Source organism: Marinobacter sp., assembly GCF_039977835.1.
Taxonomy (GTDB): domain Bacteria; phylum Pseudomonadota; class Gammaproteobacteria; order Pseudomonadales; family Oleiphilaceae; genus Marinobacter.
The window spans coordinates 56,309-82,137 of record NZ_JBDWCL010000003.1; the positions used below are offsets into that span (position 1 = coordinate 56,309).

Genomic DNA, 25,829 nt, shown 5'->3' on the forward strand with positions numbered 1-25,829 from the left:
GTGACTAACTTCAAGGCATACCGTCATACTTTGTGTTCCTTCGATGGGTGCGCTATCGGGGCACTATTGGCCTACGGAGAAAGGGTCTGAATGGACAAACTTGAAGGCCGCCATGCGCCACTGCGCCGCTCCTTGTGGGTAGTGAGCCTCTACCTGCTGGCGGGAGGGTTATGGATAACCTTTTCCGATTATGTGGCGCAACAGTGGTTTCCGGACCCTGAAGCGCTGAGTCGCGTGCAGACCTACAAGGGAATCCTGTTTGTTCTGGTGACGGCACTGGTGCTGTTTCTGGCTTTGATGCGGCAGTTCAGTAGCGACCGGACCCTGTTGTCCCTGCATCACCACCAGCGCGAGGAAATACGAAATCTGAATCAGTTTCGTGAAAGCGTGATTGAGCGGGCGAATGTCTGGATCAATGTGTTCGATCCGATGGGGCGGGTCGTGCTCTGGAACAAGGCAGCTGAGGAAATCAGTGGTTATCGGCGGGAGGAGGTACTGGGCTCGGATCAAATCTGGCCATGGCTCTACCCGGACGAGCATGAGCGCACAAGAATCCGTGCCCGCGCCGAGGAAATTCTTCGGGATGACGGCGAAGTGGTCGGTTACGAGACCCGTATCACCACCCGAGGGGGCAAACGGAGACTGATCTCCTGGAATTCCCGCAGTCTCCAGAATGATGAGGGCGAAATCGTCGGTACTATTGCTATCGGCCAGGACATTACCGATATAAGCGAGGCACAAACCAGCATTCGGCAGCGTGAGCGCCAGTTATCGACGCTTATGGACAACCTGCCTGGCATGGCTTACCGCTGTCGTTACGATGAGCACTGGACCATGGTGTTCGTGTCCAGCGGATGTCGGGAATTGACTGGCTACGAGCCGGATGAGCTGATGAACAACAAGCGGGTCAGTTTTGCCGAGCTGATCGCTGATGACGACGATGAAAGTAATCTCAGAGCAGTCGAGTCAGCCATTGGTAATGCCGAACCCTATTCGCTTGAGTATGCCATCGTCCGCAAGGACGGTCAGCGTATATGGGTCTGGGAGCGGGGCCGAGCCGTAGAGGACAACGGAGATCTGGTGCTCGAAGGCATAATCCTGGATATATCCGACCGTAAGGCACTGGAAGATGAGTTGTCCGAGCTGGCCACCCGCGACCCGCTTACCGGCCTGTTCAATCGCCGAGAGATGACCCGCTTGCTGGAAGAGGAAATAGTTCGGGCCAATCGCTATGGCCGTGCTCTTTCACTGTTGTGGATTGATTTTGACCATTTCAAGGACATCAACGATGACTACGGCCATGCGGCCGGGGATTCGGTACTGAAGTCGACCAGCAAGCTATTGGCAGACAGTGTGCGCAGTGTGGATGTGATTGGCCGCTTCGGGGGAGAAGAGTTTGTTATTGTGCTGCCGGAGATGGATTGCTTTGAGGCCCGGGAAACCGCCGAACGCCTGCGCAACCTGATCAGTCAAACGCCTCAACCGCTGGGGGACGGTAAAAGTGTACGGCTGACCATCAGTATTGGCGTGTCGGTGTTTCCGGACAATGGCGCAGACTTCCGTACGCTCTGTGCAGCGGCTGACAAAGCGATGTATCGGGCCAAATCGAGTGGTCGCAACCGGGTGGTTGTGGCGCCCCTTCCCGAAGAAGCCCATAATTCCTGAACAAACACCAACAAAAAAGGTCAAGCGATGAACCGAATTACCCGCCGTGCGCTTCATACCTGTGCCGTTCCCGATGATCTGGACTCTGTTACCTGCCGGGATGTGGATGGCGAGAGGCCGGAGCGGGCGGGTGTGAACCCGGAGGTCATCGAAGACATCTGGCGCAGTGTCGAGAGGCTTTACCGCACCGGCGTCCATCCCGGACTGCAACTGTCTGTCCGACATCGGGGTGAGCAGATTCTGCATCGCGCTATTGGCCATGCCACGGGTAATGGTCCGGGCGACGGCCCAAATGCAATTAAAGTTCCCATGACCACCGATACCCCCATTTGCTATTTTTCCGCCTCCAAGGCCGTTACCGCCCTGCTGATGCATATCCTGGCGGAAAAGGGGCTGGTCAACCTGATGGACCCGGTGTCCTATTACTGCCCGGAATTTGCGGGCGGTGGCAAACGCACCATTACCGTTCACCAGATTCTTTCCCACCGTGGCGGTATTCCGGCGATTCCCCGGGAAACGCCCATTGATGTGCTCTGGAACAGGGATGAAATCTGGCGATTGTTGTGCGACGCCAAACCGGTGGAAGTCGATGGTGCCAAGGTGGCCTACCATGCCATTACTGGTGGTTTCGTGTTGCAGCGGGTGCTGGAAAAAGTCACTGGCGACACCATTGAAGCGTTTATCGACCGTTACATTCGCAAACCCATGGGCATGCGCTGGTTTACTTACGGCATTGCCCCGGAGCATGTCACGGAACTGGCCAGCAATTACGCCACCGGCCCAACGCCGCGCTTCCCGGTGTCGTGGATTGTTAACCGTGCCCTCGGAGGCGACATCCGTACCGTGGAGCGGGTGGTGAATGACCCGCGTTTCCAGGAGGCGGTGATTCCGGCGGGCAACCTGTGCGGAACGGCAGAAGAAATGTGTCGTTTTTTCCAGATGATGCTCAATGGCGGAGTATGGAATGGCAAGCGCATCTGCAGCGAAATGACGGTCAGGCGATCTATTCAGCAGTTTGGTTCACTGCAGATTGATCGCACCATGATGATCCCCATGCGCTTCAGCGCCGGCATGATGCTCGGCGGCAACCCCCTGGGGTTATGGGGCCAGAACAGCCGTTATGCCTTTGGTCATGTGGGGCTGATCAATAAACTTTGCTGGGCCGATGCGGGCCGGGACATCTCGGTCAGCCTGCTCAACACCGGCATACCGATTGTTGGCCACCACATTCCCGCACTGGCGCGTTTCATCTACACGGTGTGCGACCGTTTCCCGTTGATTCCCGAGAGCCAGCGGCCGCTGGTGGCGGCCTGACTGGCGTCACATGGTGGCCAGTTGCGCCTCGAGAATGCCCAGCACTGACGACAGAATGTCCCGGAAATCGGTCAGTGTCTGGGTTCGCTGAATGACATCTTCCCGGCTTTCATCCAGCCGCTCCAGCTTCGGCACCACCCGCCGTATACCTTCTGTGATGACTTCGTAGGGATAGTGATGATCCATGACACTGAGCTTGTTCATCTCCGCCACTTCCTGGCTGAAGATGCTGATAATGTCGTAAAGCATATCCTTGTGGTGAATGGAGCTGGCTTCCCAGTAGGCGTCATCAAGCAGTTCCAGCAGGGAAAGGTATTCCCGCAATGTATCGGCGACGGATGTCTGGCTCATAAGAATGTTCCTGGTCCCTGAATGCTACATACATTGAATGGAACTATAGCAGGGGTTTTTGCGTGTGTTTCCAGAGGTGGCTTTGCCGCACAGACAAAATATATGAAACTCTATTCATTTTTATTGAAGTTTGTCTGACAGTTGTGCAGTATTGCATCAGATCACATACAGTGGCGAAAGCCTGCTACAGTGACGGAGAGAGCTGCCAAAAGCTCAGCGAAACAAAAGGATGAATGGTTATTTTGCTCCGGCCGCAGAGCCACACCATACAATAATGGGCGAAATGACAGGTTTCGGCGTATTGATCAGGATACTCATTGGAAGAGGAAGATCATGGACAAACAAACGCAGCCTGAGGCCCGGCCAGAGCAGCCACGCCCGGTCAAGCTTGATCACCACGACAGCGTCCGCTCCCACGTGCACCAGCAGATCAGCACGGAAGTAGAGCGTCTGGAACGCCGCATCGAAACCCTGCGGCTGACCAAAGCCCCCCACGCAGCCATCATGATTTCCACGTACGAGCGGATGATTGACCGCAAGAAGGGCTTCCTGCGGAACTGGAACATGCAGGGCGGCGCCAACTACTGACGCTGTTCAATGACCACCGACTCATAGAAGACGGCTTCCTCGTCATTTTGCTGGTTGCCGCAATGGGCCGGGTTGGGCGAGCTTGTGCCGGTGTCCTCGTTCTCGTTATTGGGCGGCTCCCCTGTTGATGTAAACACCCGTACGTCAGCGTCGACGTAGTCAATGTCCACCCGGATGCAATCGGGGGTCTCACCCGCGATGGTAATACCCGATGTTTGCGTCAGCGACAGCGTGTCACTCTTGTTTCCGATAAACTCCTGCCTGAGTTCTGCATTTCCGAATTCACGCCCAGTCAGGCTGGTGGAGGAAAACTCCACTTCGTTGTAACCACTCATATCGAACTCCGGGCCATCAAAACGCCCGCTCCATATCGCGCTACGGACTTCCGGCGGATTGCTGTCTTCGGCATCCGGCTCCCTGGCGATAAACTGGGCCGCCCGGAAAACCTTGTTCATTTGCGGGTTGCTGGTCCAGTCCAGCAGTGTATAGACCCAGCGTTCATCCGCACCGGGCTCTTCGCCGTTGTTGTTGCCGATTTCCGTAAAGCGAATCAGCGCATCCTTGTCGGGGGTGTTGTACCTCGCCCCTTCGCCCTCGGTAATGCTGTCACGCATCAGCCGACGGCCCTGGTTGAAATTGTCGACCTGGTTGGACGCAATCACATGGTGCAGGAAGTCCAGCGGATTGCGTGCGCTGGTGTAACTGGAGCGGTCGTCAGTGGGCGTCAGGCCCATGAGCAGGTCCAGGCGTTCACGCAACTGGGCGGCGACACCCTGATCATCTTCGCCGTCAGCCGGTTCGAGCCCGCGATAAAAATCATAGAAAATGGTTTGTGGCAGCACCTCCGGCAGCCCCTCTTCATTGCTGAGTTCAAAACTTTCGAAAGACAGTGAAACACTCTCAGCCGGATTGCGGAAATTGCTGTCGGAAGACGAGTCCGGCCCGCAGCCGGCCAGAAGCACAGCAAGCAACGAAACGGCGGCGAAAAAGCAGGAATGTCTCATTTCGTGTGACCCCGAGATGCGTAATCGCAAGTAAAACGCTAAAGTGTTGGGCGTTGGTGCCGCCGAAACCGGCGGCCCGAGCATGACAGCAGACAATAAATCAAAAAACAGGCATCTGCCCTCGCGGAGATCACATTTTGCAGCAATGGGAATGTCACATCCGATGGCTCAGGGGTCTGGTCCTTGCGGTGCTGGCTGTGGTCATTCCAGCTTCAGCCGTGGCGCAGGAACGTTGCCAGGACGGTGAAATCCGGCTCAACGACGCCACTTCCAGCGTGCGGGATCTGGGTAGTTGTGTCTGGTATCTGGAAGACCCTGAACACACCCTGGGTTTTAACGACATCCTGGACGGTAAGGCCGGCCCTTTCACCCGCCACGAAGGCGGCGTGTTGAACTTCGGTTATACCGAGTCCGCCTACTGGGCCCGGTTTGACCTGCAGGTGGGTGCCGGTGCGGCCCTGACTGACTGGATACTGGAGCTGGCATTGCCACTGGTGGATGAGGTGGTGCTCTACGTGGTGCAGGATGGTGCTCTGGTGGAGCAGCGTCGGGCGGGCTACGAAGGCGACTGGTCGGGGCGAGACCTGGCCGTGCCCAACCCCACGTTCAGGCTGACCCTGGAACCGGGCACCTCCACACGCATCTACCTGCGCATCACCAACACCAACACCTTTCGCCTGCCAATTACTCTCTGGCATCCGGACGCCTACATCGAGAAGGTATCCGTGGACGAGGCCGTGCGCGGCATTCTGCTGGGCAGCATACTGGCCATTCTGGCCTATAACCTGTTTGTGGCGGTCTCCGTGCGGGAGCGCAGCAACATTTACTATGTGCTCTATCTGGTGTCCGCCACAGTGTTTATCGCCACCGAGCAGGTGCATGGCATTCAGCTCCTCGAAGAACGTCCCGCTCTGCTGAACAAGGAGTACCTGCACTACCAGATCATCATGACCTGGTTCTGGGGCCTGCTGATGGCCCGCTCGCTGCTGGAAACACGGGAGCGATCGGTCGATCTGGACAAGGTTATCCAGCTTTGCCTGTACTCCATTGTCGCGACCTTTGTACTGTCTCTGTTCCTGCCCTATCACACGGCGATGGAGTGGATCGTACTGGCGTCGATTCTGCTCAGCGTGATTCTGATCGTGGTCAGCTATCTGTCCTGGCGCTACTACAACCCGGCGGCACGTTCCTACTTCTTTGCCTGGACACTGGCGCTGGTGGGTTTCGGGATCTACGCCTTCACTGTCATGGGCTATCTGCCGCTGAACATGTTCACTACCTATGCCCCGCAGTTCGGGTTGACCGCCCAGATCATCCTGTTTTCATTTGCCCTGGCCGATCGCATCAAGCAGGTTCAGGGTGAAGCGCTGGGCTGGAGCCAGCGGGCGCTGGCCAACCTGCGTCGCTACCAGTCGCTGTTTGATAACGCCATTGAGGGGGTGTTCCAGATGTCCCTGGAGCGGCGCTTCGTCACCGCAAACCCCGCCATGGCACGTCTGATGGGATACAACAGCAGCCGTGAGCTGCTTGACCGGAACCCGGACGCGCTGGAGACCTGTTTTGCCGATGAGCGTGTGCGCCGCTGGGTGATCGGGCAACTGGAGTCACGGGGAACCGTCAAGGGCATTGAGGCACGGTATTATACCCGCTCCGGAGAGGAGCGCTGGGCCACTATTTCCCTGCATACCGTGTATGACAATGAGGGCGAGCCAGCGCACCTTGAAGGCACCTGCATTGATGCCACCGAGCGGCATCAACGTCAGCGCATCGAGCGTGAGCGGGAACAGGAGCGCCTGGAGAAGGAACTGGCCCGTAACTCGGCAGAGGCCAAAAGCCAGTTCCTGGCGAACATGAGCCATGAAATCCGCACACCGCTGGCGGCTATCATCGGCTATGGCGAAACCCTGCTCGACCCGGACCTGACCGAGAAGGAAAAACACAGCAGCGCGGAAACCGTCGTCCGCAGCGGCCGGCACCTGTTGGACCTGATCAACGATATACTGGACCATTCAAAAATCGACGCCAACAAGCTGGATGTGGATGTCGTATCGGTAAACCTGCCGGAGTTGCTGGATGAAATCCGCGCCTTCTTCGGCCCGAGAGCCCGGGAAAAAGGACTGGAATTTCATGTGATCTGCGAATTCCCGTTACCCGAACAGATCGCCACAGACCCGACCCGTTTTCGCCAGATCATTATCAATTTGTGCGGAAATGCGCTCAAATTCACGGAAAAAGGCTCTATTTCCCTGAATATTCGTTGTGATCGGCAGCAGCAAAGGCTGGTTGCCAGGGTTGTGGACACCGGCATAGGAATGAAGCCGGAACAGTTGGGCCGGTTGTTTGATCCGTTTGCCCAGGGCAGCGCGGCCATTGCCCGGCAATACGGGGGCACCGGTCTGGGGCTGAGCATTTCCCGCCGGCTGGCGGAATTACTGGGAGGCAGCATCTCGGTGACCAGTACCTACGGCGAAGGCAGCGAGTTTGAACTTGCCATTGATACCGGGCCGCTGGAGGGGGTGCATTTTCTGAGAGATGGGTCAGAACTGTCGCAGCGTCGGCGCAGTCTTCCGATGGTGCTGGCGCCACGGTTATCCGGGCGGATTCTGTTGGCAGAAGACAATGATGTGAACCGCCGCCTGGTATCACTGCTGGTTGCTCGTACAGGGGCAGAGCTGGTGAATGTCAATAACGGCGCGGAAGCGCTGGACCTGGCATTGCGTGAGTCGTTCGACCTGATCCTGATGGACATCCAGATGCCGGTGATGAATGGCCGCGATGCCACGGCGGCCATCCGGGAGGCGGGCCTGAATACCCCGGTAATCGCCCTCACCGCCAATGTCATGTCAGAGGATATTGCCGACTATCGCCTGGCCGGCTGTAACGATCACCTGGCCAAGCCGATCGACAAACAGCGGTTCTACGAAGTATTGGCGCGTTATCTGATCGTAAGGCCGGAAAGTGATGAGGGCGGTGCCCGCCGCTACTCCGGTACCGTGCTGGTGGCCGAGGATAACGAGGAGAATTGCCGGCTGGTAGAGCGAATGCTGCGCGCCCATGGGCTGGAGGTCATTACCGTTGCCAGTGGTGATCAGGCGGTTCGCAGAGCGCTTTCAGGCTCCGTGCAACTGGTACTGATGGATCGTCACATGCCGGGACTGGACGGTGTGGAGGCTACCCGTTTATTGCGTCAGACCGGCTTTCGGCGCCCGGTCATCGCCTTTACCGCCGGTGACCAGGCCGAGAACGAGGCCCTGCTGGAGGCAGGGTGTGATGGTGTGCTGAACAAGCCGATCGACCGGGACCATCTACTGGCCGCGCTGAATCGTTATCTTTCCGATGCGGATAACGGCGAGAGCGCTGCTGTCGGTGATGCGGATATTGCCCATCTGGTGGAGCGCTTTCTGGACGGGCTTGGTGACAGAAAAGAGGTGATGGCCGAGGCGGCGAGTGCTCGCTATCGTGAGCGCCTGCAGGCAGAGGCTCACCAGATCAAGGGTACCGCCGGGGCCATGGGCTACCCCGAAATGACCCGTCAGGCAGGTATCCTGGAGGTCTGTATGAAGACAGAACAGCCGGATTGGGACCGGGTTCACAGTGAACTGCAAACACTGAATGACATGATCGACCTGGCATTACAGGCACGGGAGACACAATCATGAAAACCGGCGCCGCCACCGCCCACAACAGGAAGCCCGAGTAATGAGCCAGAACCAGCTGCCAAATGAACAGTATTCATTGAGCATGATGTACGGCACCTATGCCGATATCCTGTTTGTTCTGTTTCCGTTTCTGGTCATCAGCATGCAACGGTTGTGGGATGGTCAGCTTTACGAAACGCTGCTGCGACCAGACCTGAGCATTGCAGCCGCGATACTGGCGGGGCTGGCCATTGGCAAGTTCGTGTTGGGACTGGTTACGAACCGTGATCTTGGTCGCTACAAGGAGCGCATCGTTTTCTTCATAGCGCTGACGCTGTTCCTGGTTCTGGGGCCGGCTATCATCCTGATGCTCAGCATTACCGGGAACCGTGAGGTGCCCGGCTTTGTGGCTTTTGTTCAGCCCATTCTGCTGATCATTGCCATCTCCCTCTACACGACGGCCGTTAGTATCAGTAATATTCTCACCCGGTCCGCACCGGAAGCCGCAGGTAATGGTGGCATGCCTCCACAGCATGGTCAGGAGTCTGAGCCGCCGCCGACAAAACATGAGCCGCTGGCGATTCCAAGACGTACCGGTGGTGACCCCCTTTGAGGCACAGGGCCGTGCCCGGGTTTTACACAGAATCAGGAGACAGGGTATATGAGTGAACTCAGAATACTGGTGGTGGAAGACGAACCGGTCATAAGGGAGAGGCTGGTTGAGATGTTGCACAAAGCGGGCGCAACGGTGGTGGTCGAGAAAGAAGATATAGCCGGCGCCCGGGAAGCCTTCGGGGACACTGAGTTTCATATCGTGCTGCTGGATCTGGGACTTCCCGATGGTGATGGTCATGAACTCATGAAAGAGTTCAAGGCGGCCAGGAAAAACCAGCATATTGTACTGGTGACTGCGGATGACTCCATTGACAGTATCCAGAAAGCCATCAGCGCCGGTGCCAACGGCTACGTGGTAAAACCCTACTCCCAGGAAAAGATCTATGACGTGGTCAGTAACTATGCAATGGTGCATGGCGGCGATGCCGCCATGCTTCAGGGGCTGAACCGCCAGCACTGAGGGGGCAGCCAAGAGGCCTTACGTTACGCAACCTGCCGCGCAATCCAGGAATTATAACGGGTGGCGAGTGCCCTGATGTAACGGGCTTCGGCATCATTGGTGTTGCCAAGTACGCCCTTGAAGATCCAGCCCCGCTCATACACTCCCAGCACCCGCTGTTCGTCGTCCAGATTAACCCGCTGGTTCAGCTTCTTGCAGATCGCATCCAGCAGCGGCAGCTTTTCGGGGCGTCTGATCGGCCCAATGCGGCTGCTTGCCGGCTGGTTTGCTGCTTTTGTTGGATGTTTCTTCATGATCTTCTCCTTGTCGTTTTGCGGCTGCAAAAACAAAACCCCGGGGCCTTGGGCAACCGGGGTTTTGCGGAGAAGCTCGCCCGGTCGCTCCAATGGCTCCCGGGACTGGACCGAAAGCCGTCAGATAGTTTTCACCATGGTGTGAGCACACATCCCGTTATTACGGCGTGCGATGGCGTCAATCACTGAATATTCCTGATTCTTCGACATATTTTCTGGCTCTTCGCCGGTGCTATCTACCGGACATCTCTGCTTCGGTACTGACACCAGTGTATCGCTTGCCGACGGCTTTGCAATAGGCAAGGTGCTTCGGCAAACCCCTACAGACGCGGCCCGGGAAACTGCTCATAATTTGTCCTGTCACGTGTTTTACGTTGTGCAATCCCTAGGTGTCCACCTCACATTTGTGGCGCACTGAATGGATCTCTCCTTTATACGCAGCCCGATGGGCTGCGTTTTTTTGTCCTCTTCCCTGATCGGCTTCCTGACGTTCAACCGCTTGTTCTGGTTAATTGTGGAAACCCCGTAGCCACTAGTTCGTACAGACGTTGCAGCACTATCCGGGCGATAATTCGCACACTAACCAAACTTTCCTGTAGACCAATTCAGAGGTTGAAACCGAAGAAAATGTCCGAAGAAAACGGATCAGCACAAGCCAGATTCCAGACCCATGCCATTGTAGAAGTCGTCCTGCTGCTGGTATTGCTGGCCTACATGGCCCTCGCCCAAAGCAGAATGGTCGGCGATGATTTCTCTTTCACTGTCGTTGGAGCGGCACTGATGGCGCTGGTCACCTACTGGACGCTGAACACGCTGCGGGACGGACTGGAAGTGATTGCGGTGAGAACTGCGCGCTCAAAGCACTGAGCCGGAAGCGAGCAACTGAATATCCTGCCAGGTTTTGTGCAGTATCAGGGCATCATTGGCGGCCCGGTGTACGGGTAATCCCAGTTGGCTGATGACCTGTTGGCGGGCGGAAGCCCAGAGCCTTACCTGATCTGCATCCAGTAGCATGGAAATGGACTCGAGCTGGAACTCCGCGCGGGTATTGGCGGCACGGAAGAGGCGATGAAGCCAGAAGCTGTCGAAGGTCCAGGCGTCACAGAAGACCTGTCCCGAAAGCAGACTGTTAAGGTTGGCTGCCACCTCGGACACCGGCGTACCCTCCCTTTCCAGGGTCTGGCGGGTTATGCCATGAATCCTTTCCGCGCTCTCCGACCAGTCCTGCCAAAGCACATGGGGTTGAATAAGCCAGCTGTGCAGTGTGCCGTCGGGTAAGCATATACCGACCTCAATGGGGTAACTTGCGATCAGGTCAAGACTGGATGCCTCAAAGTCAATAAACGCTGGACTGGGTTCGGTTGTCATTCCGTCGGATTTTGTTGGTGAGCCGTTTCGTGAGTTTAACCGCCCGCTCCCGCAGACGCGAACCCATGATGGCATTCCACTGTTACAATATGTCCACGGATGTTAGCCCACTTATATTCAGACGTCCCTGCCGGTCGCGGGGACAGGACCGGATTCCCTGATGACAGAAACCGTTGTTGTGATTTACTCGGGGGGAATGGACTCATTCACCCTGCTCCATCTTGCCCGTGCACGCGGGTATAACGTTCATGCCCTGTCGTTCGACTATGGCCAGCGCCATGTTCGCGAACTCGAATGCGCGCGGCGTGTATGCGCCGAACTGTCGATTCCCCACAAGGTGATCGACATCCGGGTTCTTGCCGAAGTCATGGCCGGGTCGGCGTTGACCGAGGATATGGCGGTGCCCGAAGGGCACTACGAAGAAGAGAGCATGAAAGCCACCGTGGTACCCAACCGCAATATGATCCTGCTATCACTGGCGACCGGCTACGCGGTAACCGCCGGGGCGGCAGCCGTCTGGTATGGTGCCCACGGCGGCGACCATGCCATCTATCCCGACTGCCGGCCCGAGTTCGTGGAAAAAATGGACGCGGTCTGCCGAGTGGCTAACTATGAGCCGGTGGGTGTTGAAGCGCCGTTTATGGGGGCTGACAAAGGGGCCATCCTTGCAGAGGGAGTGAAGCTGGGGCTCGACTACAGCAAGACCTGGACCTGTTATAACGGCCGGGAAAAAGCCTGTGGCCGGTGTGGCTCCTGTGTGGAGCGCCTGGAAGCCTTTGCCGAAAACGGTCTTTCAGACCCTTTGCCTTATGAGGTGGCTCGCTGATGTATCGGGTAAAAGAAGCCTTCTACACGCTGCAGGGGGAAGGTGCCCAGGCCGGCAGAGCGGCGGTGTTCTGTCGCTTCAGCAAGTGTAACCTCTGGACCGGTCGGGAAAAGGACCGGGCCAGTGCGGTGTGCAATTTCTGCGATACGGATTTTGTCGGAACCGACGGCCAGAACGGTGGCCGGTTCGAGAGCGCCGATGCGCTGGCTGCGCATATTCGTAGCTTATGGCCGGATGCGCCTGGGCGGCCTTATGTGGTCTGTACCGGGGGTGAACCCCTGTTGCAGCTCGACGAAACACTCATCGAAGCGTTCCACCGCACCGGATTTGAAGTGGGCGTTGAAACCAACGGCACACTACCGGCTCCGGTGGGTATCGACTGGTTGTGTGTCAGCCCCAAGGCGGATGCCCCGGTGGTGGTGCGCCAGTGTGATGAGCTGAAAGTGGTCTACCCCCAGCCGTTGGCCATGCCTGAACGTTTTGCCGATATTCGGGCGAGCCATTATTTCCTCTCTCCCATGGCCTCCCCAACGCTGGCGGCAGGCGAGCCAGATACCGTTAAACAGAGCAACACCCGCAAGGCGACCGACTATTGCCTCGCCCATCCGCAGTGGCGGCTGACCCTGCAAATGCACAAGATCATCGGCATCGACTGACCGAGTCAGGCCAGTGCCCGAACATTGCTCCGGCTCGCCGGCGTGCCGCCAGGCGACGGTTCCCGATGACGGTACTGGCTGGGGCTTTGGCCGGTCCAACGCTTGAAAGCGCGGGTGAAATTGGCAGCGTCGGCGTAACCCAGTGCATCGGCGATCTGGCTCAGATTCATCGACGTTTTTTCCAGCAGCTCGCCGGCCCGTTCCAGCCTGACCTGGTCCACCAGAGGCTGGAAGCTTGCCGCTTCCGCCTGCAGCCGTCGCTTGAGGGTGCGTTCGGAGACGAACAGGGTGGCAGCAACCCGCGCCAGTTTGGGCGGGAAAGGGTGACTGGTTTCAATCACCCGTCGTACCCGGCAGGCGAAGCCCGCGTCCTCGGTGAGCAGTCGTAGTGCCTCCTCACACTTTGCCTTTGATGAGGCCGCAAGCTGGTCGTCGGTAAAACGAATGGGCAGAGCCAGCTGCGGGCGGGGAATCACTATGGCGTCTTCGGTGGCACCGTAGACCACCGGTACCGGAATCTGCTGACGGAAGCGATAGAAATAGGCGGGCTCGGGGCCACGGCGGTGAATGGCAGATCCGGCCACAGGGGCTCCCGTCAACTGGGCACCCATGGACGCGCACCCGAACAGCATGGCGTCCATGATAAAGCCCTGGAGGGGGCCAAGGTCGATGTCACAGAAGATGCTGAATACCGCCTGATCGTCCCGTTGGCGACGACTGACCTGGAGGTGTGGTGCCCGAAGGGTCAGGTAGCGGGTCATCAGTTCAAGGGCTTCTTCCAGGGTCCGGCTGCTCATGACGGCCGTTCCCAGGGCACCATGCAGTGGAAGCCGCAGTTCCCGCGCCAGCATTATTCCGAGGCCGGGCTCGCCACTTTCTATGATGGCCCGGGTCACAAATTCACTGGCCTGGGACTGGCTTACCCGCAGATCCGTGGATTTCAGCCGCACCGGGTCAAGACCGACACGTTTGAGCAGCGCTTTTTCATCAACGCCGATGGTTCGTAACAACTCTGCCAGCAAGTGCAGGTAGATGGCCGGCATGCCCAGATCCTGAGTTGTCGATACTGAGGCGCGCATGGGGTTTCCTCACGTTTCCTGTTGTTGTTATGTCAGGGATGAAACTTCTTGCCTGATTATGAACCGATCCGCCCCCGCACCCCATGACTCCGCTGACGGGTCAACGGGATATGTAGGCCAATTAATGGCCAGTGCCGGGTCAGTGGTGCCCGGAGTGACGCTCAACAAAACCGGCCAGTGCGCGGGCCGAGGCTCCGGGGCTTTCCAGCATAGGAAGGTGCCCCACATTGCGGAACAGCCGTATATCGGCCTCGGGGGTAGCGTAACGGAACCAGTCAACGCAGCGGGTCGGGGTAATCACATCACGGTCGCCCCATTGCACCTGCAACGGGGGCGTCTCCGGCCCCAGATACCGGGCCGGCGCCAGTGCGTCAGCCAGCATGTCGGCGAAGATATGTTGCAGGGCATCGGTACGGTTCAGCAGGTCGGGGCCCAGAAGTCCGGTCATGGCCACACCCATGGCCGAGGGTTTGCCGTTACCCACGCTGTTGAACATGCGGTAGACCCCGGCCCAGTCGTGGGGAATCAACAATTGATCGCGGTCTGACTCGAATGGCGCGTTGATATCCACGTCCGGGTGCTCAGGAATGCCGGCGCTATTAAGCAGGGTCAGGGACGCTGGCGACATTTTATGGGCGAGGACAGCGGCGATAGCGCCGCCCATGGAGCTGCCCGCAATGTGAACCTCACCGGCAGGCAGGGAGGCCAGCCAGTCTTTCAGTCTCAGGGCCTGGTCTTCGTAGCGGTAACGGGCAGTGGGGTGATATTCACTCTCCCCGAAGCCCGGCAGGTCGGGGACCAGTATGTGCCAGTGCCCGGGAAGCCGTTGCAGCCAGAGTGCCCAGTTTTCTTTCATGGCGGCGAAGCCATGGAGTAAAAGTACAGTGGGCCGGCCGGGGGCCTGGGTTCCCTTTTCCAGATACACCATTCGGTGTCCGTCGATCACAGCTTCCCGCCGTTTTGCCTGAACCAGCCAGCGCTGGCCGGTTCTGGCAGCTGGCCATAAATTGGGAGTGGGTATTTTCACAGGGTGCATCCGCTCTGTTTCGATCCATCCAGTGTACCGATTATCCGGTGCCGGGCTTTGGCCTGTCTGCCCTGTGACTGCGGCAAAGGGGCAAGGTCGGGGGTCAGGTGAGAACGGAAGTGAGGGGCAGGGTGAGAAGGATCAGAGTGAAAAGTCGGTAATGACGGGGTCATGATCTGATGAGCGCCAGGGCTGGTCTCCATCGACCGGCACCGGGCCCTGGTAGTCCAGCGCCCGAGGTTCGTCAGTATTGACTGACCAGGTGGAGGCGCCAACCAGGTACCCGGCCAGCGCTTCCGACACCAGGCTGTAATCCAGTGTGCCGCTGCGACCCCGGTAGCGATAGCTGGTGTGGTCGCAGTTAATGCGATTGCAGGCATGAAGCCGGCGCACGGCATTGATGTAACCCGCCCGTGCCATCAGCTGCAGTGGCGTTTCCCGGGCATAGCTGTTCATGTCACCGGTAATCAGCGTGCCCACCAGGTTCCCGGTTTGTGGCAGTGAGTCAGTCCAGCGGAGGATGGCGCGGGTGGCCTGCTCACGGCTATGGCTGTAGCAGCCCTGACCATCGTTCTGGTCGCGGTCGGGGCCTTCAGCACCGCGACAGGCCTTGGATTTCAGGTGGGTCACGACAACTCTCAAGGCACGGTTGCTGCCTTTGGGGTGGAACACCTGTGCAACCGGAGGTCTGCCCCTGTGACGGAAAGGCCCCGCTGCCAGGCGGCTGGCACTACCCTGAGCGGTTACCCGGTCACTGCGATACAGCAGGTCGGTGCGGATGGCATCGTTGCCGGTGTTGCTGTCCGCTTTCACGTAGCGCCAGTGTTCCCCCAGGGCGCCGGTCAGTTCTGCTATCGCGCTATGGCGACCATAGCCGTCGTTTTCCACCTCTGTTACTGCGATGATGTCAGGGCCCGGAGCGCTCAGTGTGGTTACCAGCCTGGCCAGTTGCCGTTCGAACTGCTTGCCGGATTTCGCTCCCCGTGGGGCCGGGAAACCGCCACCCCGCCCATCGCCATTAAAGAGGTTTCCCAGGTTAAGAGTCATCACCCTGAGTGTTGATGAGTCCGGACGTGCTGGCGGATCAGGTCGGGGGTTTGCACGCTGGAATACCGGCGGCGACAGCGGTTGCACCCGCCAGGCGTCGAACCGGAAGTCCAGGATTCCCGTCAGCCGGGTTATGTGATCACCCGCCCGAACGGTATTGCCTGCCGAGAGGTTCCCTGGCGGCCAGGGTACTGGCCGGGGGTTCCGTACTCCCTTGCCATCATCGAGTAGCACTCGGTTTTCCTGCTGGGAGCGGAAAAGCGCGTCGGCAGCTGGCCCGGGCTCCATGAATTCCGTCGGGATGATCTGGTTACCGGCGGCCAGAGTCAGCTCGCCGTAGCGGGCAAGGTTGTAGTGATCAATCACGGTCAGGTTGTCCGCTATGGTCACCAGCATGTTCTCAAGATGTTCTGGCTGCCGGTTCCCTGGCCAGGGCAGTGTTACCGAAACCGGTTCTGGAAGACGGCTGATACCGCAAACCGTGAGGGTGTCAACATCCGTAAGCTCGGTCAGCTCGTGGAATTCTTTAACCCGTCCGGATACCCGAACCCTCTGCCCTTTGCTGCCTGCAGAGCGACCGGTGTAGACAAATAAAGCTTCAGAGGTTTTCGGGTTGCCGTCGGTTTCGCCATCGGCCTGCTGCAGGTAAAACCCCCGGAAGCCACCCTTGTGGCGGGCATCCATGGTGATTACGCCTTCCACAGTAACTGTCTGGCCAGCAAGGGGGGAGCGGCCATTCTCGCCCTGAATCCGGGAGATTTGTGTAGCTGAAGCGCCGCACTCCCCAGCTGTGGCAGCGGTGGGCAGCCATAACAGCAGGGCAGTGGTCGTGAGCCTCTGGGTGAAAGCGCGAAGTGTAATCACCCGCGCAGTCTAGCAGAGCCCCGCCACCGCTTTAATAGCCCGCTCACGGGCGGACTCGGCAATGCCGAGCTGCTCCTCATTGGCCAGCTCCAGCTGCTGCACCATCGGGTCGGGGTGACGGCTGTCGGCACTCAGCCCGAAGCGTGACAACATATACGGAGCCAGAGCGGCCCGGGTGGTCAACTCCAGGTAGTTATTGCTCATGCCATAATCGGCAGCAATGATTTCCTGCTGTGCCTTGGTCAACCGACTGTCCGGAACCATCACCAGGGAAATACGGCGATTCCAGTCATCGTCCTGATGGCTGGTGTGCCGGCTGCGCTGGCGAATGGTTTCCGGCTTGCCACGGAAGCGGCTGAGGGCAAAATCACGGAATTCCCGATTGGAGTCGCACCAGGCTCGAAGGTGCCAGCTATGGCCAACACAGACCAGGGTGTGGGGCTCCAGTGTGCGCTGCGATACACCCGCAGGGCTGAGTGAAGCATACTCTGCCTTCATTACCCGCCCGTGACGGGTGGCAGCCACCGCCGCCCGCATGACTTCCGGTTTGATAACGCGTTGCGGGCCCCGAACAATGGTGCTGTCCGGAAAGCTTATATTCAGCGATTCGAAGGTATCACTGAGGCTTTCCTGTCGTGCCAGCAGATCCTGATATTCGCTGGCATGTCCGGTCGTGACCACCGGCCGGAAGTTGGGCGAAGGAACGTAACCCTTCAGGTGGCGATCATAAACCAGATTATCCGGCGCCAGTTCCCGCAGGTAGGTGTTGATATCCTTGGAAGCCTGCTGACGCCCTATGCCGAAACTGTGGCAGATGTGGTTGGTGGTGAGCCGTCCTTCCCACAGGGCGATGATTTCAATCAGCCGGTAGCGAAGCAACAGATCCCACCGAATGGGCCAGTCCGTTTTTTTCATACCCAGGCGCTCATGGTTGGTGTGGATTGCATGAGTTGCGAGACTCGTGGTTTAAATTGGCCAGTAACGATACATGACTCATGTTAACCCCTCGGGCCGCTTGAGTGTGTTACGTCACCTTAATGTAAAACAATGTTAAATAGCGTCAATACGGCGCTACAAGCCGTATCACAATTTCGGCAAATGCCTAGTGGAGTCTTTTGCGACGCCCTGTTTTAATTCGCGCTCGGCAATGTTCCGGCGTTGCTGCTATTTTTCACACACCTCTTGGTTTCCATTTCTGCCCAATACGCCGGAGCCCGTCTGATGACCCGCATGGTCACCTCACTTTCAGCCCTTATTCTCAGTATAGTCCTGCTGGTCAGCGGCAACGCATTTTTAATGACCCTGCTGGGTGTCCGTCTGAGCATCGAGGCGGTCTCCCCTGACATTATCGGCTGGATTCTGGTGTGTTATTCCATCGGTTTTGTGCTGGGTACCCTTTACGTTCACCACATTATTGGCCGCGTGGGGCATATTCGCGCATTTGCGGTGTTTGCAGCGATGGCGGCGGTCTGCGCGCTGATGTATCCCATGGCGGTATCGGAATTGTTCTGGGCCCTGTTGCGTGCGCTTTCCGGTTTCAGTGTGGCCGGCGTACTGGTGGTCATTGAAAGCTGGTTCAGCAGCCGTGCAACCAACGCCAACCGTGGCGCGCTGTTTGCGGTCTACCAGATCGTTTTCTATCTTTCCGCGGCCGGTGGCCAGCTGCTGATCAACGTGGGTGAGCCGGCCTCGTTCATTCCGTTCTCACTCGCCGCTGTGCTGCTGACTCTGGCCCTTGTGCCGTTGTCCCTGACACGCATGGATGCGCCCGTGATCGAGCAACACGAGCGCCTGTCATTCTTCACACTCGCGCGGGAGTCCTTTACCGGGGTTTCCGGGGCGCTTATCTGTGGCGTGATGATTGGTTCGTTTTATGCGCTGGGTCCGGTCTACGCCACTCTGGTTGGCCTGGAAGTGAGCCGGGTGTCCACCTTCATGGCCAGCGCCATTGTTGCTGCGATGATTCTGGCCTGGCCGCTGGGGCTGGTGTGCGACCGCTTTGATCGCCGCCGGGTGATGTTCTGGGTGGCTGTAACGGCGGGTCTGTCGGCGGTAACGGTGGCGGTGTTCGGTGCCGAGAGGATGTGGCTGTTGACCCTGATGGTGGGGTTGTTCACTGGCCTGTCGGCCACGCTATACCCGATTGCCGTGGCTATCACCAATGACCGCATGGAAAGCAACCGTATTGTATCTGCCAGCGCAACGTTGCTGCTCAGCTACGGTGTGGGGAGTGTTATCGGCCCGGTGGTCATGGCGGAGCTGGTTGCGGTCTTCGGCCCCCAGGGCCTGTTCTTCGGCAATGCCGGATTCCTGGCGGTGCTGGCAGTGATTACCAGTTATCGCATTACCCATACCGACGATGTTCCGGTAGCGGAGCAGGAGCACTTTATTCCTGCCATGCCTGAGACCTCCGCGGTATTGACGGAAATGGATCCGCGGAACGAGCAGTTCCAGGAGTCTCCGGAAGTGGTTGAGATGCAGGAAGACGAACTGCGCCAGACCGGGTGATTATCGGAATCTTTCGGTTTTCCCCCATTCTGTTTTGACATGCGTATCTGTTTTTATGTCAATGGTTAGCTTACTATTGGTGACGCTATTCATCACTGCATTGTTCAGTAGTTGCATTATTTATAATTGTAAGCTGTTGATACCCCTCTACCGGAGCTCCAGACCATGAGAGATCAGTTCCCTTTTGCCGTTGCCAGGGTAACCCGGCGCTGGCGCAAGCTGCTGGACGAGCGCCTTAAAGACCTGGGTGTAACCCAGGCTCGTTGGACCACGATGGTCTACCTGCAGAAAGGCGGCGAAGGCCTGACCCAGCGTGAGCTCGCTCGCCTGATGGCGATCGAGAACCCGACACTGGTACGGCTGCTGGACAGCCTGGAACAGCAGGGCCTGATTGAACGCCGCCCCTGCCCGAATGATCGCCGCGCCCGCCGCCTTCACCTGACACCTGACGGCACAGAGTTCATGAATGTGCTGACGGAACGTGCCGCCAAGCTTCGTGAGGAAATGCTGGAGGGAATCAGCGATGAGGAAATTGAAGGCGCAGTGGCTGTCTTTCACAAGATCATGGAGAACGCTGAGCGCCAGAGATAACTGCGTTCTTTTACCGGGAGGGTTGTTGCTCTGAGTGATAACACGGTTGAGGGCCTGAAGGCCCGATACGGAGAGCGCTGGCGTTGGTTCGCGTTGGCTACAGTGGTGCTGGGCACCATGGCCACTGTACTCAGCGCCACTGTTGTAAACGTGGCCCTTCACGACATCATGCTGGAATTCGGTATTCGCCAGGGCCAGGTTCACTGGCTGGCTACCGGATTCATTGCTGCCATGACCACCACCATGCTGGCCTCTTCCTGGCTGCTTGATCACTTTGGCGTGCGCAAGACCCTCGCCACCGCGATGTTCCTTTTTACCCTTATATCCCTGCTGGGTGGCTTTGCCTCCTCGCCCGAGCAATTGATTGCCGCGCGGATCGGACAGGGGGCCATGGCAGGATTGATGCAGCCTATGGGCATGTATCTGGTGTTCCGGATCTTCCCCCGTAACCGACGGGGCCAGGCCATGGGTATCTACGGCATGGGGGTGATCCTTGCACCTGCCCTGGGGCCGGTGCTGGGAGGCTTTCTGGTGGATCAGCTGGACTGGCGGTTTGTCATGTTTGCGCCGGTACCGGTGACCCTGGCGGGTGTTTTCATGGCCTGGCGCTTCCTGCCGGTGCCGGTGTCCCGCCCGGAACCTTACCGGTTTGACCTTACTGGTCTGCTGTTGCTGGGTGGCACTATCGGATTGTCCCTGGATACCCTTAACCGCGTGCAGCAGCTCAGCGGACAACAAGGGCGGATACTGGTTGAAGGCATTCTGGCCACCATATTCCTGGCACTGTTCGTACTGCGTGAACGTAAAGCCCGCCATCCCCTGGTCAATATTGGTCTTTTGCGTAACCCGAGCTTTGTTTATGCCAACCTGGGGGCGATGGCTCTGGGGCTTGCGCTGTTTGGCTCCACTTACCTGGTGCCGCTGTTCGTGCAGACTTCTCTCGGTTTCTCCGCAACCCAGGCAGGCCTTCTGATGCTGCCGGCGGGCATTGTGCTGGGCATGACGTTTCCCCTGGCTGGCCGGCTCGCGGACCGTTTGAGTGCACGCAAACTGGTTATTTTCGGAATCACCCTGTTTGCCACCTCCGCCGTGCTGTTTGCGCTGTCGGATCTGGAGCTGGCCTTTGGCTGGCTGGCCCTGTGGACGGTGCTGGGGCGTATCGGTATCGGCTTTATGCTCCCGGCATTGTCCACGGGTGCGCTGAACCCGCTGGCACCGGAACAGCTGGGCGCCGGCTCCAGTACGATCAACTTCACCCGTCAGCTTGGTGGCGCCTTTGGCGTAAACATCGTGGCGCTGACCATTGAATTTGGCGATCACAGTGGCGGCATACCCACTATCGGCGCCTTCCATTCTGCCTGGTGGCTGGTGGCAGCCTTCGTGGCGGTAGCGGCGATTCCGGTATGGAAAATGCGGGTATAGTTGTTATTCCGCGACCAATTAATTAAAATTCCCTCTCTCTTCAGGGGAGTAGCCTCCACGCCAGGCTGGTTATCGTGGCGCGGATGGTAGTCAACATGCTTGGAGCTCAATCTCCGTGGCTATCATGTTTCACCCGGCCAATGGTGAAACTGGCAAGACCTGAGGCAGTGTCACCTCCACAGGGCGGACGGTGGGCTGCCTCATGTCTGGAAGTCCGCCCCGGAGTTGTTCATGGACGCTTTTCTCGCCTCAACCGTTGCCGTTGCCATTGCTGAAATCGGTGACAAGACCCAGTTGCTCTCGCTCTTCCTTGTCGCTCGCTACGCCAGCCGTCTTCCCATTATCCTGGGCATTTTCGTTGCGACCATACTGAATCATGCCCTGTCGGCCCTTCTGGGCGCCTGGATAGCCGAGTGGATACCGGAAACATGGTTACCCTGGATTCTGGCCATCAGCTTTGTGGCCATCGCCCTGTGGTTATTGATTCCGGACAGGGATGACAGTGACGGGTCCGCCTTTCTGGGTATGGGAGCGTTCATGGCGACGACTGTCATGTTTTTCCTGGCGGAGATTGGCGATAAAACCCAGATCGCGACGGTGGTTCTGGCGGCCCGCTATACCGAGACCTTCTGGGTAATCCTGGGAACCACCGTTGGTATGCTTTTGGCCAATATACCGGTTATCATGGCGGGTAAATGGCTGATGGACCGGTTGCCACTGGCGACAGCCCGAATTGGAGCGAGCATTCTGTTCCTGGTTCTGGCGGGTGTTACCCTGTGGGCAGCCCTGATGCCGGTTTAGACCGGCAGGTCAGCAACCTGTAGTGCCGGATACCGGATTTGAACCTTATGCATCGAAAACAGCTCACTGGCTTTCTTGTCTTCTGGCTCGCACTGATGCTGGCCACACCACTAATGGCGGAGCCCGAACAACAGGCTACCGGTAAGAAACTCAGTGCTGAACAGCCCGAGGAGGACGCCGCCAGCAAGCCCCGCGTCCCGACATTTGAGATAGAAGGTGACCTGGCCGGGGAACTGTCGGTTATCTCGACCCGCTATGAAGATACCTTTGCAGCTATTGGTAATCGCGACAGCCTGGGCTACCTGGAACTGGTGAAAGCCAATCCGGGGGTGGACCCCTGGCTCCCCGGGGAGGGCACCCGAATTACCGTGCCCCGCCATTACGTGTTGCCGGATGTGAAACGTGAGGGAATTGTCATTAACCTGGCTGAGTACCGGTTGTATTACTTCACCGGGGATGGCGTTCAGGTATACCCGGTAGGTGTGGGAACGGAGGACAATCCGTCACCGCTGACTGACGCTGAAGTCACCATGCCGCTGGAGTCACCGGCCTGGTATCCGCCTGCAAGCATTCGTGCTGAATACGAGGCGTCCGGAGACTATCTGCCGAGAATGATTCCCCCCGGCCCGAATAACCCCCTTGGAAGCCACGCCCTGATGCTGAGTGAGAAAGGCTATCTGATTCATGGCACCAACAAGCTGTTCGGTGTCGGTATGCAGGTCAGCCACGGCTGCTTCCGCATGTATAACGAGGACATATCCCGGTTTGTTTACCAGGTAAGCAAGGGTACGCCGGTGCGGGTGATCAGGGAGCCGGTGAAAATCGGCCTGAAAGGCAATGAGGTCTGGATGGAAGTGCATCGTCCGGAGGAAGAATACACGGAGCAGGACCGTGCAAAGCTCTGGCGTGCTGTTTCAAGCGCGGTTGAAGAGTTCCGCAACGAAATGCCCGGCGTGGAAGTGCAACGTATGGCCATTGAGCTGGCTGTGGATCAGGCTGACGGGCTTCCGCGGATGATTGGTGAGCGTGTTACCCGGGTCGCCAATGAAAGCGCTGAATCACAGCAAAAAACCAGTGATGGTGACGATGGCAGGGAACAACGGCTCTGGTTCTGAATGCGACGTGTAACTGCTCTTTTTCCCGGCTATAGTCGTACAGAGGTAAGTGAAAAAGTAAGGCCACCAATCGCTTTCCGGTGAGGAGGCGCTGGTCGCAGCACTGACCCACTTGTCCTGATACTTCGAAAGGATTTGGGGAGGAGTGATGAGCCCGAACCGAGCCACCAGATCAACCCCGAACCGCCGCCTGCAATGGTGGCTGGCTGTGCTCCTGCTTGGCCTTGCGCTTGCTCTGGGCTCGTTGACCCATACTGTCTTTGCACAACAGGAAGACGATCCTCCCACTGCCCTTGTACTGACTGTTGAAGGGGCCATAGGCCCTGCCACCATGGATTATGTGGTGCGGGGTATTCGCCGTGCTGAATCAGAAGAGGCCGAGCTGCTGATCATACAGATGGACACACCTGGTGGCCTGATGGAGTCCATGCGCGGCATTATCAAAGAGATCCTTTCCGCAGAAGTGCCTGTCGTCACCTGGGTATCACCTGCCGGGGCGCGGGCAGCCAGTGCTGGCACGTATATACTTTATGGCAGCCATGTGGCCGCCATGGCACCGGCTACCCACCTGGGATCTGCCACGCCGGTTCAGATGGGTGGCCTGCCCGGCTCGGAAGAACCTGCGCGGCAGGAACAAGAGTCCGGATCAGACGGTAAGCAGAACCAGGAAGATGAAGACGCCTCATCGGACAGTAAGCCCGAGCCCGACAAGCGCCGGGGCGGCTCGGCGATGGAACGCAAGGTGCTTGAGGATGCGGTGAGCTATATCCGGGGGCTGGCAGAGCGCCACGGCCGCAACGCCGACTGGGCGGAAGAGGCCGTAAGGGAAGCGGTCAACCTGGGCGCCACGGAAGCCCTGGAAAGGAACGTGGTGGATGTGGTTGCGGATAACATGACCAATCTGGTGGAGCAGCTGGACGGCCATACAGTGAAAATGGCTGACGGTGAAAGAACCCTGAACACCGCCAGTCTAGTCCTCACCCACGCTGACCCTGACTGGCGTACCCGGCTGCTGTCAGTGATCACTGATCCGAATGTGGCCTACTTCCTGATGATCATCGGGTTCTACGGCATTATCTTCGAACTATCCAATCCAGGCGCCGTCTTCCCGGGGGTGATTGGTGCTATCTGTCTGATTCTCGCATTGTTTGCCTTCCAGGTACTGTCCGTCAATTACGCCGGCCTGGCGCTGATTCTGTTAGGGCTTGCCTTTATTGTGGGTGAGGCCTTCATGCCCAGCTTCGGCATGTTGGGGGTGGGGGGTATTGTTGCGTTCGTAACCGGTTCGATCATTCTCATGGATGGCAGTCACCAGGATATATCCCTGCCCACGATCGGCGGCACGGCGCTGGTGGCCGCCGGGTTCATACTCTGGACTGTTATCCGTTTTATTGGCCTGCGCCGGAGACCTCCTGTCAGCGGCAGTGAACAGATCGTTCATGAACGGGTCACGGCACTCGATGATTTTCAGGCGGAGGACGAGCATTACAGAGGCCATGTCCGCCTGAGTGGCGAACGCTGGAACGCTGTAAGCCAGACCCCGGTCAAGGCGGACGACCGGCTGAAGGTAGAAAGCATCAAGGGGCTGACGGTTCATGTTGAACCTGAGCCAACCAAGGAGACGTTATGAATATTACCGACCTGATTCCCTATATCGCACCAACGGTGATACTGCTGCTGATTCTTGGCGCGGCAATCAAGATACTGCCGGAATATGAGCGCGGCGTGGTATTTTTCCTGGGTCGTTTCCAGGGGGTAAAAGGTCCGGGCCTGATCATTGTCATTCCCGGGATCCAACAGATTGTGAGGGTTGATCTGCGGGTTATCACTCTCGATGTACCCAGCCAGGACGTGATCTCGAAGGACAACGTCACGGTACGGGTGAACGCCGTATTGTATTTCCGGGTGGTTGATCCAGAGCGGGCCATTATCCGGGTAGAAGATTTCGCCTCCGCAACCAGCCAATTGGCGCAGACCACATTGCGTTCGGTGCTGGGCAAACACGATCTGGATGAGATGTTGTCGGAGCGCGACAAGCTCAATTCCGACATTCAGGAGATTATTGATGCCCAGACGGAAGAATGGGGCATCAAGGTGGCCAACGTTGAAATCAAACATGTTGACCTGAACGAGTCCATGATTCGTGCCATAGCGAGACAAGCCGAGGCGGAGCGTGAACGCCGCGCGAAGGTGATTCATGCCGAAGGTGAACTGCAGGCGTCGAAAAAACTGGTGGAGGCTGCCGAAGTCATGTCCACCAATTCGGGGGCGATGCAGTTACGCTATATGCAGACCCTGGCCGATATGAGCACAAACAATAGCACTACAATCGTGTTCCCTCTACCCATGGAAATGATGTCGACCTTTATGGGCAAACATACTCCCAGGCGCCCGAAGGACGATAACGAGGATTCCAGACAGGACGGGTCACAGGCATAAAAAAGGCCGGGATCTCCCAAGCCATTCGCCTTAAGTGTGGCTGGCCTGAGAGATGAGGCCGATAATCGAAAGGCCAGTAACTAAAAGTTGCTGGCCTTTTTTGTTCAAAATATTTGAAAGATTCTAGCTCGAAACCTTCAAGGTCAAAGGAACGTGAT

At 57.8% G+C, this 25,829-nt stretch carries 24 protein-coding genes; 16 read left to right on the forward strand and 8 right to left on the reverse strand.

What is annotated here, in order from left to right; genetic code table 11:
• The first annotated feature begins 90 nt into the window (after nt 1-90).
• Both ABJM11_RS00345 and ABJM11_RS00350 read left to right on the forward strand, forming a co-directional pair.
• Nucleotides 91-1,665 carry a diguanylate cyclase gene (locus tag ABJM11_RS00345; protein WP_348296586.1) on the forward strand — a complete coding sequence of 525 codons (1,575 nt, stop codon included), beginning with the start codon at nt 91-93 and terminating at the stop codon, nt 1,663-1,665.
• A gap of 27 nt (nt 1,666-1,692) precedes the next feature.
• Nucleotides 1,693-2,979, forward strand: a complete 1,287-nt coding sequence (locus ABJM11_RS00350; protein ID WP_348296587.1) for a serine hydrolase domain-containing protein — start codon at nt 1,693-1,695, stop codon at nt 2,977-2,979.
• Nucleotides 2,980-2,985: 6 nt separating this feature from the next.
• On the opposite strand, the gene ABJM11_RS00355 is transcribed toward ABJM11_RS00350, so the two are convergent.
• The gene (locus tag ABJM11_RS00355) at nt 2,986-3,330 is read right to left on the reverse strand and encodes a hypothetical protein (RefSeq protein WP_348296588.1); all 345 of its coding nucleotides are present in this window, start codon (nt 3,328-3,330) and stop codon (nt 2,986-2,988) included.
• Nucleotides 3,331-3,663: 333 nt separating this feature from the next.
• Here ABJM11_RS00355 and ABJM11_RS00360 point away from each other — a divergent pair, with 333 nt between their 5' ends.
• Nucleotides 3,664-3,918, forward strand: coding sequence for a hypothetical protein (locus ABJM11_RS00360; protein ID WP_348296589.1), 255 nt, complete (start codon nt 3,664-3,666; stop codon nt 3,916-3,918).
• On the opposite strand, the gene ABJM11_RS00365 is transcribed toward ABJM11_RS00360, so the two are convergent.
• Nucleotides 3,912-4,922 carry a hypothetical protein gene (locus ABJM11_RS00365; protein ID WP_348296590.1) on the reverse strand — a complete coding sequence of 337 codons (1,011 nt, stop codon included), beginning with the start codon at nt 4,920-4,922 and terminating at the stop codon, nt 3,912-3,914. The genes ABJM11_RS00360 and ABJM11_RS00365 overlap by 7 nt on opposite strands.
• A gap of 137 nt (nt 4,923-5,059) precedes the next feature.
• Here ABJM11_RS00365 and ABJM11_RS00370 point away from each other — a divergent pair, with 137 nt between their 5' ends.
• From ABJM11_RS00370 to ABJM11_RS00380, 3 genes are read left to right on the forward strand one after another with little or no spacing between them, the layout of a single operon-like run.
• Complete coding sequence (locus tag ABJM11_RS00370) at nt 5,060-8,581, forward strand: response regulator (protein WP_348296591.1); 3,522 nt, start codon at nt 5,060-5,062, stop codon at nt 8,579-8,581.
• 40 nt (nt 8,582-8,621) lie between these two features.
• Nucleotides 8,622-9,173 carry a hypothetical protein gene (locus ABJM11_RS00375; RefSeq protein ID WP_348296592.1) on the forward strand — a complete coding sequence of 184 codons (552 nt, stop codon included), beginning with the start codon at nt 8,622-8,624 and terminating at the stop codon, nt 9,171-9,173.
• A 48-nt stretch (nt 9,174-9,221) separates the two neighbouring features.
• Nucleotides 9,222-9,635, forward strand: coding sequence for a response regulator (locus ABJM11_RS00380; protein ID WP_348296593.1), 414 nt, complete (start codon nt 9,222-9,224; stop codon nt 9,633-9,635).
• A gap of 23 nt (nt 9,636-9,658) precedes the next feature.
• Here the strand turns inward: ABJM11_RS00380 and ABJM11_RS00385 are convergent, their stop codons facing one another.
• Complete coding sequence (locus tag ABJM11_RS00385) at nt 9,659-9,928, reverse strand: hypothetical protein (RefSeq protein ID WP_348296594.1); 270 nt, start codon at nt 9,926-9,928, stop codon at nt 9,659-9,661.
• Between the two features lie 627 nt (nt 9,929-10,555).
• On the opposite strand from ABJM11_RS00385, the gene ABJM11_RS00390 reads away from it, so the two are divergent.
• Complete coding sequence (locus ABJM11_RS00390; protein WP_348296595.1) at nt 10,556-10,795, forward strand: hypothetical protein; 240 nt, start codon at nt 10,556-10,558, stop codon at nt 10,793-10,795.
• Here the strand turns inward: ABJM11_RS00390 and ABJM11_RS00395 are convergent.
• Entirely contained in the window at nt 10,784-11,296 is a 513-nt protein-coding gene (locus tag ABJM11_RS00395; RefSeq protein WP_348296596.1) for a hypothetical protein, read from the reverse strand. The genes ABJM11_RS00390 and ABJM11_RS00395 overlap by 12 nt on opposite strands.
• Nucleotides 11,297-11,456: 160 nt before the next feature.
• On the opposite strand from ABJM11_RS00395, the gene queC reads away from it, so the two are divergent.
• Complete coding sequence (gene queC / locus ABJM11_RS00400; RefSeq protein ID WP_348296597.1) at nt 11,457-12,122, forward strand: 7-cyano-7-deazaguanine synthase QueC; 666 nt, start codon at nt 11,457-11,459, stop codon at nt 12,120-12,122.
• The gene (gene queE / locus ABJM11_RS00405) at nt 12,122-12,778 is read left to right on the forward strand and encodes a 7-carboxy-7-deazaguanine synthase (protein ID WP_348296598.1); all 657 of its coding nucleotides are present in this window, start codon (nt 12,122-12,124) and stop codon (nt 12,776-12,778) included. Before queC ends, queE begins: the two co-directional genes overlap by 1 nt.
• 5 nt (nt 12,779-12,783) lie before the next feature.
• Here the strand turns inward: queE and ABJM11_RS00410 are convergent, their stop codons facing one another.
• The 4 genes from ABJM11_RS00410 to ABJM11_RS00425 all read right to left on the reverse strand — a co-directional run bounded on the left by ABJM11_RS00410 (nt 12,784) and on the right by ABJM11_RS00425 (nt 17,710).
• The gene (locus tag ABJM11_RS00410; protein ID WP_348296599.1) at nt 12,784-13,857 is read right to left on the reverse strand and encodes an AraC family transcriptional regulator; all 1,074 of its coding nucleotides are present in this window, start codon (nt 13,855-13,857) and stop codon (nt 12,784-12,786) included.
• A gap of 139 nt (nt 13,858-13,996) precedes the next feature.
• The gene (locus ABJM11_RS00415; RefSeq protein ID WP_348296602.1) at nt 13,997-14,884 is read right to left on the reverse strand and encodes an alpha/beta fold hydrolase; all 888 of its coding nucleotides are present in this window, start codon (nt 14,882-14,884) and stop codon (nt 13,997-13,999) included.
• Between the two features lie 141 nt (nt 14,885-15,025).
• Complete coding sequence (locus tag ABJM11_RS00420; protein ID WP_348296603.1) at nt 15,026-16,795, reverse strand: ExeM/NucH family extracellular endonuclease; 1,770 nt, start codon at nt 16,793-16,795, stop codon at nt 15,026-15,028.
• Nucleotides 16,796-16,804: 9 nt separating this feature from the next.
• Nucleotides 16,805-17,710 (reverse strand): WYL domain-containing protein, encoded by a 906-nt coding sequence (locus tag ABJM11_RS00425; RefSeq protein WP_348296604.1) that lies wholly within the window; start codon nt 17,708-17,710, stop codon nt 16,805-16,807.
• A 306-nt stretch (nt 17,711-18,016) separates the two neighbouring features.
• On the opposite strand from ABJM11_RS00425, the gene ABJM11_RS00430 reads away from it, so the two are divergent.
• From ABJM11_RS00430 to ABJM11_RS00460, 7 genes are all read left to right on the forward strand, one after another.
• Nucleotides 18,017-19,303 (forward strand): MFS transporter, encoded by a 1,287-nt coding sequence (locus ABJM11_RS00430; protein ID WP_348296605.1) that lies wholly within the window; start codon nt 18,017-18,019, stop codon nt 19,301-19,303.
• A gap of 165 nt (nt 19,304-19,468) precedes the next feature.
• Nucleotides 19,469-19,894, forward strand: coding sequence for a transcriptional regulator SlyA (slyA, locus tag ABJM11_RS00435; protein WP_348296606.1), 426 nt, complete (start codon nt 19,469-19,471; stop codon nt 19,892-19,894).
• Nucleotides 19,895-19,924: 30 nt separating this feature from the next.
• Nucleotides 19,925-21,316: an MDR family MFS transporter gene (locus ABJM11_RS00440; protein ID WP_348296613.1), complete on the forward strand. Its 1,392-nt coding sequence runs from the start codon at nt 19,925-19,927 to the stop codon at nt 21,314-21,316.
• A 231-nt stretch (nt 21,317-21,547) separates the two neighbouring features.
• On the forward strand, nt 21,548-22,117 hold the full coding sequence (locus ABJM11_RS00445) for a TMEM165/GDT1 family protein (RefSeq protein ID WP_348296607.1): 570 nt from the start codon (nt 21,548-21,550) through the stop codon (nt 22,115-22,117).
• A gap of 47 nt (nt 22,118-22,164) precedes the next feature.
• Nucleotides 22,165-23,232 carry a L,D-transpeptidase family protein gene (locus ABJM11_RS00450; protein WP_348296608.1) on the forward strand — a complete coding sequence of 356 codons (1,068 nt, stop codon included), beginning with the start codon at nt 22,165-22,167 and terminating at the stop codon, nt 23,230-23,232.
• 148 nt (nt 23,233-23,380) lie between these two features.
• The gene (locus tag ABJM11_RS00455; RefSeq protein ID WP_348296609.1) at nt 23,381-24,862 is read left to right on the forward strand and encodes a nodulation protein NfeD; all 1,482 of its coding nucleotides are present in this window, start codon (nt 23,381-23,383) and stop codon (nt 24,860-24,862) included.
• A complete protein-coding gene (locus tag ABJM11_RS00460) occupies nt 24,859-25,671 on the forward strand; it encodes a slipin family protein (protein ID WP_348296610.1) in 813 nt (270 codons plus the stop codon). The genes ABJM11_RS00455 and ABJM11_RS00460 overlap by 4 nt, the downstream gene beginning before the upstream one ends.
• The last annotated feature ends 158 nt before the right edge of the window (nt 25,672-25,829 follow it).

Coding starts and splice junctions, on each gene's coding strand:
- ABJM11_RS00390 (WP_348296595.1), top strand. CDS start 10,556: ATGTCCGAAGAAAACGGATCAGCACAAGCCAGATTCCAGACCCATGCC.
- ABJM11_RS00445 (WP_348296607.1), top strand. CDS start 21,548: ATGGACGCTTTTCTCGCCTCAACCGTTGCCGTTGCCATTGCTGAAATC.
- ABJM11_RS00460 (WP_348296610.1), top strand. CDS start 24,859: ATGAATATTACCGACCTGATTCCCTATATCGCACCAACGGTGATACTG.
- queC (WP_348296597.1), top strand. CDS start 11,457: ATGACAGAAACCGTTGTTGTGATTTACTCGGGGGGAATGGACTCATTC.
- ABJM11_RS00430 (WP_348296605.1), top strand. CDS start 18,017: ATGACCCGCATGGTCACCTCACTTTCAGCCCTTATTCTCAGTATAGTC.
- ABJM11_RS00425 (WP_348296604.1), bottom strand. CDS start 17,710: ATGAAAAAAACGGACTGGCCCATTCGGTGGGATCTGTTGCTTCGCTAC.
- ABJM11_RS00385 (WP_348296594.1), bottom strand. CDS start 9,928: ATGAAGAAACATCCAACAAAAGCAGCAAACCAGCCGGCAAGCAGCCGC.
- ABJM11_RS00395 (WP_348296596.1), bottom strand. CDS start 11,296: ATGACAACCGAACCCAGTCCAGCGTTTATTGACTTTGAGGCATCCAGT.
- queE (WP_348296598.1), top strand. CDS start 12,122: ATGTATCGGGTAAAAGAAGCCTTCTACACGCTGCAGGGGGAAGGTGCC.
- slyA (WP_348296606.1), top strand. CDS start 19,469: ATGAGAGATCAGTTCCCTTTTGCCGTTGCCAGGGTAACCCGGCGCTGG.
- ABJM11_RS00355 (WP_348296588.1), bottom strand. CDS start 3,330: ATGAGCCAGACATCCGTCGCCGATACATTGCGGGAATACCTTTCCCTG.
- ABJM11_RS00365 (WP_348296590.1), bottom strand. CDS start 4,922: ATGAGACATTCCTGCTTTTTCGCCGCCGTTTCGTTGCTTGCTGTGCTT.
- ABJM11_RS00375 (WP_348296592.1), top strand. CDS start 8,622: ATGAGCCAGAACCAGCTGCCAAATGAACAGTATTCATTGAGCATGATG.
- ABJM11_RS00380 (WP_348296593.1), top strand. CDS start 9,222: ATGAGTGAACTCAGAATACTGGTGGTGGAAGACGAACCGGTCATAAGG.
- ABJM11_RS00455 (WP_348296609.1), top strand. CDS start 23,381: ATGAGCCCGAACCGAGCCACCAGATCAACCCCGAACCGCCGCCTGCAA.
- ABJM11_RS00345 (WP_348296586.1), top strand. CDS start 91: ATGGACAAACTTGAAGGCCGCCATGCGCCACTGCGCCGCTCCTTGTGG.
- ABJM11_RS00360 (WP_348296589.1), top strand. CDS start 3,664: ATGGACAAACAAACGCAGCCTGAGGCCCGGCCAGAGCAGCCACGCCCG.
- ABJM11_RS00350 (WP_348296587.1), top strand. CDS start 1,693: ATGAACCGAATTACCCGCCGTGCGCTTCATACCTGTGCCGTTCCCGAT.
- ABJM11_RS00410 (WP_348296599.1), bottom strand. CDS start 13,857: ATGCGCGCCTCAGTATCGACAACTCAGGATCTGGGCATGCCGGCCATC.
- ABJM11_RS00450 (WP_348296608.1), top strand. CDS start 22,165: ATGCATCGAAAACAGCTCACTGGCTTTCTTGTCTTCTGGCTCGCACTG.